12 protein-coding genes are annotated in these 11,866 nt (G+C 44.2%); 11 read left to right on the top strand and 1 reads right to left on the bottom strand.

The window, feature by feature from the left end; translation table 11 throughout:
- Positions 1–2: 2 nt before the first annotated feature.
- From AB4138_RS18715 to AB4138_RS18725, 3 genes are all read left to right on the top strand, one after another.
- The gene (locus AB4138_RS18715) at positions 3–434 is read left to right on the top strand and encodes a tetratricopeptide repeat protein (RefSeq protein WP_372307252.1); all 432 of its coding nucleotides are present in this window, start codon (positions 3–5) and stop codon (positions 432–434) included.
- A 108-nt stretch (positions 435–542) separates the two neighbouring features.
- Positions 543–2,288, top strand: coding sequence for an arylsulfatase (locus tag AB4138_RS18720; RefSeq protein WP_372307255.1), 1,746 nt, complete (start codon positions 543–545; stop codon positions 2,286–2,288).
- A 117-nt stretch (positions 2,289–2,405) separates the two neighbouring features.
- Positions 2,406–3,653, top strand: coding sequence for an anaerobic sulfatase maturase (locus AB4138_RS18725; protein WP_372307258.1), 1,248 nt, complete (start codon positions 2,406–2,408; stop codon positions 3,651–3,653).
- 92 nt (positions 3,654–3,745) lie between these two features.
- On the opposite strand, the gene AB4138_RS18730 is transcribed toward AB4138_RS18725, so the two are convergent.
- The gene (locus AB4138_RS18730) at positions 3,746–4,336 is read right to left on the bottom strand and encodes a TetR/AcrR family transcriptional regulator (protein ID WP_102458015.1); all 591 of its coding nucleotides are present in this window, start codon (positions 4,334–4,336) and stop codon (positions 3,746–3,748) included.
- 320 nt (positions 4,337–4,656) lie between these two features.
- Here AB4138_RS18730 and AB4138_RS18735 point away from each other — a divergent pair, with 320 nt between their 5' ends.
- From AB4138_RS18735 to AB4138_RS18770, 8 genes are all read left to right on the top strand, one after another.
- Positions 4,657–5,313, top strand: a complete 657-nt coding sequence (locus AB4138_RS18735) for a Qnr family pentapeptide repeat protein (RefSeq protein WP_372307260.1) — start codon at positions 4,657–4,659, stop codon at positions 5,311–5,313.
- A gap of 119 nt (positions 5,314–5,432) precedes the next feature.
- Positions 5,433–5,864, top strand: a complete 432-nt coding sequence (locus tag AB4138_RS18740; protein WP_017065189.1) for a GNAT family N-acetyltransferase — start codon at positions 5,433–5,435, stop codon at positions 5,862–5,864.
- 539 nt (positions 5,865–6,403) lie between these two features.
- Entirely contained in the window at positions 6,404–6,847 is a 444-nt protein-coding gene (locus tag AB4138_RS18745) for a PTS sugar transporter subunit IIA (protein ID WP_017065190.1), read from the top strand.
- 29 nt (positions 6,848–6,876) lie between these two features.
- A complete protein-coding gene (locus AB4138_RS18750; RefSeq protein ID WP_372074844.1) occupies positions 6,877–8,283 on the top strand; it encodes a PTS mannitol transporter subunit IICB in 1,407 nt (468 codons plus the stop codon).
- A gap of 48 nt (positions 8,284–8,331) precedes the next feature.
- Positions 8,332–9,603: a zinc-binding dehydrogenase gene (locus AB4138_RS18755; protein ID WP_017065192.1), complete on the top strand. Its 1,272-nt coding sequence runs from the start codon at positions 8,332–8,334 to the stop codon at positions 9,601–9,603.
- 58 nt (positions 9,604–9,661) lie between these two features.
- A complete protein-coding gene (locus tag AB4138_RS18760; protein ID WP_017065193.1) occupies positions 9,662–10,174 on the top strand; it encodes an MltR family transcriptional regulator in 513 nt (170 codons plus the stop codon).
- 10 nt (positions 10,175–10,184) lie between these two features.
- Positions 10,185–10,919 carry a nucleoside/nucleotide kinase family protein gene (locus tag AB4138_RS18765; protein ID WP_017065845.1) on the top strand — a complete coding sequence of 245 codons (735 nt, stop codon included), beginning with the start codon at positions 10,185–10,187 and terminating at the stop codon, positions 10,917–10,919.
- 15 nt (positions 10,920–10,934) lie between these two features.
- On the top strand, positions 10,935–11,681 hold the full coding sequence (locus tag AB4138_RS18770; protein WP_372074845.1) for a phosphatase: 747 nt from the start codon (positions 10,935–10,937) through the stop codon (positions 11,679–11,681).
- Positions 11,682–11,866 lie beyond the last annotated feature (185 nt).

An 11,866-nucleotide genomic window follows, 5' to 3' on the forward strand; every position in this document is an offset into this window, starting at 1 on the left:
AAATGCTCAATAAACGTCTAACTACCGTGATTTTGGCGGGTGTTTTGGTTGTTCTGTTTTTTGCCAAGGCCAGCTTTGGAAGTGAGAGCTTTGAGAATGAAGCAACCATGGATCAATCGCAGCAGCATCAAGATGTTGTGCAATTGTTGGATGAGGCTTACCAAGGGCAATTGGATGCCCAGCTCTCTGTCGCTTACTTATATCTGAGCGGAGATGGCGTAGAACAGAATGATGAAAAAGCCGCGGAGTGGTTCGTCACCGCAGCCAATAACGGTAGCCCTGAAGCTCAAACACAGCTTGGGTTGATGTATATCTCTGGAAGTGGCGTTCAAGCCAGCCAAGCGGAAGCTGTCATCTGGATCGGCATGGCAGCAGCTCAAGAGTATGACCCTGCGCTCGACTTATTACATTGGATGTCGCAAGCCGCGCATTAATTCAGATTCTAACCAAAGTTAGTCACAGAAAAGGTTAATCACAGAGAAAGTTACTCGCAGAAAAGTTAATTACTGAAAAAGTTAATCACAGAAATTGGAGAACGTCTTATGCAGACATTCAAGAAATCTTTAGTCTTCACTGCAATGGCCGCGGCAAGCAGTGCTGCTCTGGCCGCAGAATCAGAAAAACCGAATATTGTTGTCATTGTTGGCGATGATGTGGGCTTTGCCGATACTCAGCCTTATGGCTCAGAAGCCAATACACCAAACCTAATGGCGCTGGCTGAAGAGGGGGTTAAGTTTACTAACTTTCACGCGTCACCAACCTCATCGGTAACGCGCTCTATGATGTTAACCGGAGCAAATAGCCACGAGGTTGGGCTAGGCACCTTCGACTATGCTGTCTATCCGGGTGCGATTGGCAAGCCGGGTTATGAAGGTTACCTCACCAAGAAAGGGGTTACGGTCGCAACGCTGCTTAAAGAGAGTGGCTATAACACTTACCTCTCTGGTAAATGGCACTTGGGGCACGAGGATGGCTTCTTACCTGACGATCGAGGTTTTGAAGAGAGTTACGGTATATTAGCGGGCGGCTCTAATCACTTTAATCGAGATATGATGTTCCCGGCCAAAAATGCCGCGACAGCGGATGCGCTGCAAAAAGGGGATATTCCCGGCGTCGAAGTTGAGCCAACTTACCGCAACGGTGAAGTGGTTGAGGATAATTACAAAGGCGAGTACTCAGACCAAGTTTACACCAACGAGATCATCAAGATGATCGACAGAAAGAAAGACGACGGCAAGCCTTTCTTTGCCTACGTCCCATTCACCGGTATTCATCTACCACTGCAAGCGCCTGAGTCTGCTTATCAAGATAAAGTCGATTACTACGTTGAACATGGTTGGGACTCGGTTCGAGAAGATCGTTTCCAACGCATGAAAGAGATGGGCGTGATTCCAAAAGACGCCGATATTTCAGGTCGTAACGCATTAAGCCGCCCTTGGGACTCGCTCTCTGAAAAAGAACAAAAGTGGCACGGCAAGAAAATGGCTGTCGCGATGGGCATGATGGAAATGCAGGACCAACAAGTCGGTCAGATAGTCGATTACCTGAAAGAAATCGGGGAATACGATAATACTTACATCATGTACCTAGCGGATAACGGCCCAGAAGCGGCGGATATTACCGGTGAAAATATCAGTGATTTGATCCGAACGTGGACTGCTCATCATTTCGACAACTCGACGGAAAACCTAGGGAAAGCCAACTCCAGCGTTTCATTGGGTCCTGAGTGGGCAAGAGCTTCAACCGGTGGCCTATCTTGGTACAAAGCTTACACAGCAGAGGGCGGTATCCGTGTGCCATTTATCGTTAAGCCAGCCAAAGCGCTTTTAGAAGGTGAAGATGCGTTACAGCCGGGAACTCAAACAGATGACTTATCCCAAGTGAAAGACATTGCAGCCACGATTCTTGAAATTGCAGAGGTAGAGCATCCAGGAACGGAATATCAAGGTCGAGAAGTGGCGCCGATGAGTGGTGTGAGCTTGTTGCCTTACTTCAAAGGTGAAACGGCAGAGGTGCACAGTGCCGATAATGCGATTCCATTTGAATTGTTTGGTAGCGGAATTCTGCTTAAAGGTGATCATAAGATCATCCGAATTTCTACGGGAATGGGCGGTGACAGTGAGTGGCACTTATACAACACCAAGAAAGATCCAGCTGAGCAACATGACTTGAGAAACCAAATGCCAGATCTGTTCCTTGAAATGGTCGCTGAATATCAAGAATACGAAAAAGCGCAAAATATCGTCCCGGTTGACGAAGCGTGGAACCCGTTTGAAAACGTGAAATAGAGGAAAAACCACTCGGCCAACCTAATGCCATCAAGCTTGGTTGGCCGATGAACACCGTGTAAAGGAATTACGAATTGTTTTAGCTAATACAATAACTTTTACATCGAGGCACTCTTCATGACGACATTATCGCTATCAAATTTGAGTTCAGTTCCGCAGTTCAATGGCAAAGCACACAGCAAACTTCAGGCGTTAGCAAAACCGATTTGGGCGGTGTGTAATATCAGTTGCACCTACTGTTATTATTTAGAAAAACAACAGCTGCTTGATTACCCAAAAGGCTCTCAATATACGATGGATGAAGTTCTGTTAGAGCGTTATATCAAGCAATATATAGAAGGGCAGAATACGCCTGAAATCATCTTTTCTTGGCATGGTGGAGAACCTACTTTGTTGGGGATTGAATATTTTCAAAAGGTCGTCGCCCTGCAGAAAAAATATTGCCCTAACCACAGTAAGATCAGCAACGACCTTCAAACCAACGGCACGTTACTGAATGATGCGTGGTGTGAGTTCTTCAAGAACAATGACTTTATCATTGGCGTGAGTATTGATGGACCAGAGCACCTACATAATCACTACAGAACTAACCGTGCAGGCAAAGGCACTTTTTCTCAAACAATGCGTGGCATTCGCTACTTGAAGCAACATAACGTCGAGTTCGCGACTTTAAGCTGCGTGAATGATGTGACAGGAAAGTATCCATTAGAGGTCTATCGCTTTCTACGCGATGAAGTGGGTTCGAAGCAATTGCAGTTTATTCCTGTCGTCGATAAGCGCGAAGCTCACACCAACAATAAATGGTTGAGCAACCAACAAGCGATCATTCCCGTATCAGGCGAGGTTGAACCGTGGAGTGTCGATTCTGTGCAATGGGGAGAATTCCTCACTACCATTTTTGACGAATGGTTCGAACATGATTTTGGTCGGGTATTAGTGCCGTACTTTGAAAATTTTGTCGGAGTGTGGATGGGCAGAGAAAGCACCATGTGTACCTTGAGTGAGATCTGCGGAAAAGGGTTAGCGGTTGAGCCCAATGGCGATGTGTATTCATGTGACCATTATGTCTTTACTGAATTTCAGCTAGGTAATATTCAGGAACAAGCACTTTCAACTTTAGCCTTCTCGCCAAAGCAGCAGAGTTTTGGGTTCGCCAAACAGAAGTCTCTGCCGAAACAATGCCAAGCCTGTGAGTTTAAATTTGCATGCCATGGCGAGTGCCCTAAAAACCGCATCATCAAAAGCCGAGATGGTGAGGCTGGGTTAAATTATCTCTGTGAAGGATGGTTGAGCTTCTTCAAGCATATCGACCCTGTTATTAAGGGCTTACTCAAAGCCAATAATATCCCGTCTCGTCTGGGGTAACGGAGTAAGCGTGAATGGATTCAATCTAGATTTAAAGTTAGATAAAAGGCTCGCTAAATTGTGCGAGCCTCTTGGTATTTGGTAACGGGTATCTAGTCAGCCGATTCTTGGGCTGGGCTCATGGCGAGAAGAGTCTCTTCCATGGCATTGTTTAGAATCGAACGGTTACGCTGCATGGCGGCCATGAGCGTTGAGCCAAGCCATAAACCATAAAGCGTTCGAGATAGCGATTCGGGCTCTGCGATAGTGAAATCACCGGCCTCATTGCCTTCTTCAAACAGCTTTGCCATACGCAGGATTATCTTTTCTGCGCCTTCTGCCATGGTCGATTGCAACGGGTTTGCAGACCCAGATACTTCTCCCGCCAGTTTTACGACAAGACATTGGATATTGAAGTCTTCAGTCAGTTTCGACGCACACCAAAACTCGAAATAGGCTTTAACGCGGTCACGACGAGAAAGCGATTCATCACTTAAAAAGTCATCCAGCTTAGCGAGATGCTCATCAAAGTAGTTAGTAAGAAGGATCTCACCAAAGTGCTCTTTGGATTTAAAGTAGTGGTAAAAAGAACCCTTCGTGCCTTCCGCTTGGTTGATGATCTTCATCAGGCCAACACCAGCAAACCCGTGTTCATTAATAAGGCTAAATCCTGCATCGAGCATAGCTTGTCGCATGTCTTTCATTGTTCTTACTCTTTATGCTGAGAATGAGGAATAGTGTAACGAGCAACATACCAACCGTCCAGTCTAGCGCGTTAGGACGCGGTCAATAATTGACTCGTTTCGTCAAAGTAACTTTTTCTCTTATTGGCACTTCTAAGCGACAAAACTTTTTTCAAGATAAGCACATCCTATAAATCGAAAATAACAACCTTAAAGGGCCTGTTTGGTGCCTTAAAATGGCTAAATTTGGGTGTTTTAAGTTGCTGTTTTTGTTCGTTTTTAATTTGGTGTTTTCTTAAGATCGCAATGGTAGTCTTAGCTTAATTTCTTTAGGGGGCTAAATGGACACCAATAACAGCACTTATCATAACCACAATTTTGCTCAGCAAGACTTATCAGAGCTTACATTTACAGCCTGTACGTTTATCCGTTGTGATTTCAGACGTTCGAACTTACGTGATGCAACGTTTATTAACTGTAAGTTTATCGAACAAGGCGATATTGAGGGATGCCACTTCGATGTTGCAGATTTGCGTGATGCAAGTTTTCAGAACTGTCAGTTGGCGATGGCGAATTTTAGCAACGCGAATTGCTACGGTATTGAGTTACGTGATTGTGACCTGAAAGGGGCGAACTTTACTCGTGCTAACTTTGCCAACCAGGTAAGCAATAGAATGTATTTTTGCTCCGCGTATATTACGGGCTGTAACCTGTCATACGCCAACTTGGAGCAAGCTTGTTTAGAGAAGTGTGAGTTATTTGAAAACCGCTGGATAGGTACTTACCTTGGCGGAGCGTCACTAAAAGAGTCCGATCTTAGCCGAGGCGTGTTCTCGGAAGATGTATGGGGGCAATTTAGTATGCAAGGTGCTAATTTATGCCATGCTGAATTAGAAGGGTTAGATCCTCGCAAGGTAGACACATCGGGGATTAAAATCGTTGCTTGGCAGCAAGAGCAACTGCTTGAAACCATGGGTATTGTGGTAATGCCCGATTAATAGGGCTAGCGAAGCGAGTAAATGGTATAGAGAAGGCGGTTGTTTTGTTTTCCTAACCATTGATAGACTACTGGCTCGCGGCTGCACATGTTTATATTCAATTTAATCTAGAGAAAATTATGACTATAGAAAATGTGCTTCCTGAAGATTATGCAGAAATGCTTAAGGTTTGGGAGAATTCGGTCCGAGCAACTCATGACTTTATTACAGAAGAAGATATTGAGTTTTTTAAACCTATCATCATGGAACATGCGTTCCCTGCGGTTTCTTTGAAATGCGTTAAAAATGAAAGTGGTTCGATAGTTGGCTTCGTGGGTGTCCATGATGCAAAAGTCGAGATGCTTTTCGTTTTGAATGAAGTTCGAGGGCAAGGCGTAGGTACGGTGCTGTTGCAACATGCGATTGAGCAGTTAGCAGCCACCAAAGTTGACGTTAATGAGCAAAACCCACAAGCGGTAGGTTTCTATCAGCACATGGGGTTTAAAGTAGAATCACGCTCACCACTTGATGATATGGGAAAACCATTTCCAATTCTGCATATGACGCTGTAAGACTCGGTTGTCGTATCACTCGGTTGTAATCAACCACAGTCGCTAGAAGAAAAGCCCAAAGCTAATAACTTTGGGCTTTTCCGTATCTGAACCAATGATAACCAAATTATCCAATATGAGGCAGATCTGAATAGGTGCGTGAACGAGGTGTTACTCACTTACAAAGTGGTGGTGTTTGTATTTCATACGGGATCTTGGTCACTGATCTTAGCGCTTAACATTACCCAAACGCCCAAATTAAATGTAACCATCATCACAATTAATACTTGGTCAATACGTATAAATAGATCTTTATCACGTTTGTGTAATCTTATTTAAATCCTATAATTGGGCTTGCTATCAAATTTAAACTATTGACTTGTTGTTAATAATAAAATTGTAATTAAATTTCATGATAAATATGAGAGGTAGAGAATAACTAATCGTTTGACTCTGATATTTAAGTGACCTGGATCTCACTTTGTTGCCATTTCTCTATTCTTCTACTTCCATTGATAATAATCCCAACAAAAACGAACAAAGAATAACTGGGATATATTATGCTTTATGACCTTATTGACCACGACCTAATTGATGTTATTAACCACTCTGAATACAAGTGGGAAGATGCAGTTAAGGAAACGACTCGTTACCTACAAGATAAGGGCTACGTTACCGATAACTACGCAGACGCGATCATTCAGTCAACGCATGATAATGGACCTTATTACGTTCTTTGTCCAGGTATTGCTATGCCTCATGCCCGCCCAGAAGCAGGTGTACTAAAGACTGGACTTGGTATTCATGTCTTTTCTAACCCGGTGGATTTTGGGTCTGATATGGGGCCTGCCAATGTCTTATTAACATTAGCTGCAAAGGATTCAGATACACACATTGAGGTTATTCAAGCGCTTAGCGAAATGCTGGTTGATGAAGAAAACATTGCCAAACTGGCTGCTTCTTCTTCAAAAGCAGAAGTGCTTGAAATTATTAAAAGTTACTAATAATAACCTTTGAAAATAAGGAATATAACGTGTCTACAAATATAAGAGCCAAAGTGCAAGCTTTTGGTGGTCATCTGACTGCCATGGTATTGCCAAATATCGGAGCCTTCATTGCTTGGGGCTTCATTACCGCATTATTTATCCCAACAGGTTGGATGCCGAATGAGTATTTCGGTGAGCTTGTTGGTCCGATGATTACCTATTTATTACCATTATTGATTGGTTATACCGGTGGTCAGATTGTTGGTGACAAGCGTGGTGCTGTAGCTGGTGCTATCGGTACTATGGGTGTTATTGCCGGCGCCGAGATTCCAATGTTTGTTGGTGCAATGATCATGGGTCCACTAAGTGGCTGGGTGATTGTTCAAATCGATAAACGCCTACAAGACAAGATCCCTTCTGGTTTCGAGATGGTGGTAAACAACTTCTCGCTAGGTATCTTCGGCATGTTGATGTGTCTATTTGCTTACGCGATTGTTGGTCCAGCTGTAACTGCAGCGAACCTATTCGTTAAATCGGGCATCGAAGCGCTTGTAGCGACTGGCTTCCTACCGTTACTTGCAATTATTAATGAACCAGCAAAAGTCTTGTTCCTGAACAACGCTATCGACCAAGGTATTTACTACCCACTAGGCCTACAAGCAGCAGCTGAAACAGGCAAATCTATCTTCTTTATGGTGGCGTCTAACCCTGGCCCTGGTTTAGGTATGCTTCTGGCTTACGCTAAGTTTGGTCAAGGTCTAAGTAAGAAATCAGCACCAAGTGCAATCATCATCCACTTCTTCGGTGGTATTCATGAGCTGTACTTCCCATACGTGCTAATGAAGCCAATCATGATTTTAGCGATGATTGCAGGTGCGGCAACAGGCATCGCAACGTTCAATCTACTTGATGCTGGTCTGGTTGCAGGTCCAAGTCCAGGTTCAATCTTCTCTTACCTAGCTCTAACACCAAAAGGCAGCTTCTTCGCGACCATCGCCGGTGTAACAACAGCAACGATTGTTTCTTTCTTAGTCGCAAGCGCAATCCTCAAAGTAAGCAAGAAAGAGGAGTCTGAAGAAGAGTTTGAGCAATCAATCACAGACATGAAAGATATGAAAGCTGAAGGTGCAGCAGCAAAATCGCCAGCACAAGCAGCGGTAAAAGCAGAAGCGAAAGACATTAAATTTGTCGCCTTTGCATGTGATGCAGGGATGGGCTCAAGCGCAATGGGGGCATCAACCTTTAAGCGCAAACTCGAAAAAGCCGGCTTTAACGTTGAAGTGAAGAACTTCGCAATCGAAAAAGTGCCGAGCAACGCGGACGTGGTGGTGACCCACGAGAGTCTAGAGAGTCGAGCAATCAAAGCAACAGGCCTGCCTGTGGTGACCATCAAGAACTTCCTACATGACCCAGCATTAGACAACCTAATGGACACCATCGGTCAGCAAGCTTAATTAATATTCTGGGGTCAGGTATTGGCCCCACTTTTCGGAGATAAAATCATGGTTCAAACAACTGCAGCGGTAATTTGTGGTGAGAAAGACGTTCAACTAAGAACCTTCGATCTACCAAAGATTTCAGATGATGAACTGCTGGTTAAAAACGTTTCAAACAGCATCTGTCTATCGACTTACAAAGCAGCACTCCTCGGCAGTAACCACAAACGTGTGCCTGAAAATATTGCTGAAGTACCTGTAATGACAGGCCATGAATACGCAGGTGTGATTGTAGAAGTAGGTGCTAACTTACAAGACCGTTTTAAGCCGGGCGAACCATTTGTACTGCAGCCCGCAATGGGCTTGCCAACAGGCTACTCAGCAGGCTACAGCTACGAGACATTCGGTGGTAACGCGACGTACTCAATCATCCCTAAAGTAGCGATTGATTTAGACTGTGTGCTGCCATACAAGAGTTCTTACTATGCAAACGCATCGCTTGCAGAGCCAATGTCTTGCATCATCGGTGCGTTCCACGCTAGCTACCACACAACCCCATACGTGTATGAACATCAAATGGGCATCAAAGAGGGCGGAGCGTTAGCGCTACTTGCATGTGCTGGCCCTATGGGTATTGGCGCGATTGATTACGCGATTAACGGCCCTGTGAAGCCAAGCCGTATTGTGGTGACTGATATCGATGAAGCTCGTCTCTCGCGCGCAGAAAGCCTTATCCCGGTATCAAAAGCGACCGAGAATGGTATTGAACTCCATTACGTAAACACAGCGAAAATTGATGACCCTGTTACGTACTTAAAAGAACTGAATGACGGCAATGGCTATGACGATGTCATGGTGTATGCAGCGGTTGCACAGGTGCTTGAGCAAGCTGATGAGCTATTAGGTAACGATGGCTGCCTGAACTTCTTTGCTGGTCCAACAGATAAGCAATTTAAAGTACCGTTCAACTTTTACAATGTGCATTATGAATCTACGCATATTGTAGGAACCTCTGGCGGTTCAACAGGGGATATGGTTGAATCCATTGAACTTTCGGAAGCGGGTAAGATCAACCCATCATTTATGCTAACTCACGTTGGTGGCTTAGAGGCGGCACCTCACACTATCCTAAATCAACTGGATATTCCGGGTGGTAAAAAGCTAATCTACCCGCATATTGACCTGCCACTGACGGCAATTGATGAGTTCCATAAGCTAGCAGAGCAAGACCCGTTCTTCGGCGAACTAGACCGAATTTTGAAAGATAACAACTACGTTTGGAACGAACTGGCAGAGAAAGCACTGCTTGAGTTCTACGGCGTTAGCCTAACGGCGTAATCGATGATTTCGTGGCAGCTACACTGCTGCCACGACCAATAAGGAACATGTTATTACGGTGCAAGACGAATTATTAGATGCCTTAGAAGAGTGCGAAACCGCCACTTGTTTTATCCAAGCATCTCATAAGCTGATTAGCGTTAAGTTAAAGCATTTGTTACCAAGGGTATTTGTTCAAGATCCTTTGGTGATTGAGTATGCCGTGACCCCTCTACTCAAAGAGGATGGTCCTTTGGTCGAGATTGATGTGGTATCAAAGCTGATGTTTGCGATGGGTAAGATCTCAATAGAGAGTTACGCAGATATTAACTTGTTTGACCAAATGCACGGTTTTGTCGCTCAGCAACAAGAGCCAATTTCGTTTAGTGATGATGTCATTTACGACTTCATCACTAATCAAGCGACGCTCTCAAAGAGCGACGGCAGCATCTATCTTGATTCGATTAACCAATTAAAATTTTCATCATTCGACTCCTTTTCTCAAGCTCGCTATGAGTCACTGGTCAAAACCGTGTTGAAGCTCGCTTGCGAAGGTTTGTTAGAAACCGTGGAGAACGAAATTTTAGATTAAGGCTTTTCATATGAAAGTTTCCCTAAATGTCAGTGGCTTTGAGACCGAAGCTGTGTTTTCAGATAACAATATCGAACAAATTCATAAGCCATTGGTTGAAAAGTTTTCTCGTCTTTACCAAGAAAAGAACGAACGAACGGTTATATTCTTAGCTGCGCCTCCTGGCAGTGGAAAATCAACCCTAGCTGCATTCTGGGAGTACCTATCTCACACAATCCCAAATGTTGAACCATTGCAGGTGCTGCCTTTCGATGGCTTTCATTACCCGAACGAGATCCTCGATTCGAATTACACCATCCGCGGTGAAGAGAAGATAAAGCTGCGTAGTATTAAAGGCGCACACGAAACCTTTAACCTCACATCTCTTATCGACAAACTCAAGAAGCTAAAAGTTCAAGACCCAAAGTGGCCTTACTACGATCGTAACCTGCATGATCCAGTTGATGACGCAATCACCGTTGAAAAAGAGATTGTGGTGATTGAGGGAAATTGGCTTCTGCTCGATGAACCAGTATGGAGTGGGTTGAATGAGCTTGCTGATTTCACCATCTTCATCGATACCGCTCCTAAGTTTTTAGAAGAGCGTTTAGTGAACCGCAAGATTCGTGGTGGCTCAACGCTTGAAGAGGCTCTCGCTTTTTATAAAAGTTCAGATTCAAAGAATGTAGACATGGTTTTAAATCATTCTGTAAAAGCGGACCTAACTCTATATATGAACCAAGATGGTTCTTTTGATATCAATTAATTCTAGGAGGTCGCTATGAAGATCGTCGTCGACAGCCACACTCATACTCTTGCCAGCGGCCATGCTTACAGCACTATTATTGAGAACGCTAAAGCAGCACAGCATAAGGGGCTGAAACTTCTTTGTACAACGGATCATGCTCCTGAAATGCCGGGTGCCCCCCACTACTGGTTTTTCAACAATCAAAGAATTTTGCCCCGCTTTCTTCACTATGTTGGAATCCTACGTGGAGTGGAAGCAAACATCACCAACATTGAAGGAGACTTAGATCTATCCCCTTCAACCTATCAGCACCTTGACTGGACTATTGCCAGCTTCCACGAACCTGTGTTTCCTCCATCCACTGAGGAGATACATACCCAAGCCCTCATTAATATAATTGAGGGGGGAAAGGTTGATGTGCTTGGGCACCTTGGTAACCCAAATTACCCATTTGATATTCGAGCCGTGCTCGAGTGTGCTAAACAGCACAATGTGGCGATTGAGGTGAACAATACCTCTTTGACGGGAAAAAGCCGCAAGGGGAGTGATGTACGCTGTTCTAAGATTGTGGAGATTGGAAAGCAAGTCGGGGTTTATTTCTCGACAGGCTCAGATGCCCATTTTTGTGAAGATATAGGGCGTGTAGATCTCGCCATAGCGCTCCTTGAAAAGCATGATGTGGAAGAAGACAAAATAATCACTACCTCAACATCCCGCTTTTTGAACTTTTTATTATTGCGCGGTAAGAGTCGAATCGAAGAATTTGCACACTTATATTAAGTGTGTTGTTGAGTTAATGATTACTTGTCTCGTCCTAAAATACGTTGACAGTATTTCTACTAAGCCAACAGCATCAGCTGTTGGCTTTTTTCATGCACCTCATTTGGAGTTTTCATCCTGAGACTAAGGTGCGGCCTCATATTGTTATAGGTACTTATAGACTCTTTCATAGACAGAACCTTAAG

Source organism: Vibrio sp. 10N.286.52.C3 (assembly GCF_041468865.1).
In the GTDB taxonomy this organism is placed as follows: Bacteria; Pseudomonadota; Gammaproteobacteria; order Enterobacterales; family Vibrionaceae; genus Vibrio; species Vibrio crassostreae_C.

Bases quoted from the DNA above. Each gene is read 5' to 3' on its own strand.
- AB4138_RS18715 (WP_372307252.1), top strand. From the start codon at position 3: ATGCTCAATAAACGTCTAACTACCGTGATTTTGGCGGGTGTTTTGGTT.
- AB4138_RS18720 (WP_372307255.1), top strand. From the start codon at position 543: ATGCAGACATTCAAGAAATCTTTAGTCTTCACTGCAATGGCCGCGGCA.
- AB4138_RS18725 (WP_372307258.1), top strand. From the start codon at position 2,406: ATGACGACATTATCGCTATCAAATTTGAGTTCAGTTCCGCAGTTCAAT.
- AB4138_RS18730 (WP_102458015.1), bottom strand. From the start codon at position 4,336: ATGAAAGACATGCGACAAGCTATGCTCGATGCAGGATTTAGCCTTATT.
- AB4138_RS18735 (WP_372307260.1), top strand. From the start codon at position 4,657: ATGGACACCAATAACAGCACTTATCATAACCACAATTTTGCTCAGCAA.
- AB4138_RS18740 (WP_017065189.1), top strand. From the start codon at position 5,433: ATGACTATAGAAAATGTGCTTCCTGAAGATTATGCAGAAATGCTTAAG.
- AB4138_RS18745 (WP_017065190.1), top strand. From the start codon at position 6,404: ATGCTTTATGACCTTATTGACCACGACCTAATTGATGTTATTAACCAC.
- AB4138_RS18755 (WP_017065192.1), top strand. From the start codon at position 8,332: ATGGTTCAAACAACTGCAGCGGTAATTTGTGGTGAGAAAGACGTTCAA.
- AB4138_RS18765 (WP_017065845.1), top strand. From the start codon at position 10,185: ATGAAAGTTTCCCTAAATGTCAGTGGCTTTGAGACCGAAGCTGTGTTT.
- AB4138_RS18770 (WP_372074845.1), top strand. From the start codon at position 10,935: ATGAAGATCGTCGTCGACAGCCACACTCATACTCTTGCCAGCGGCCAT.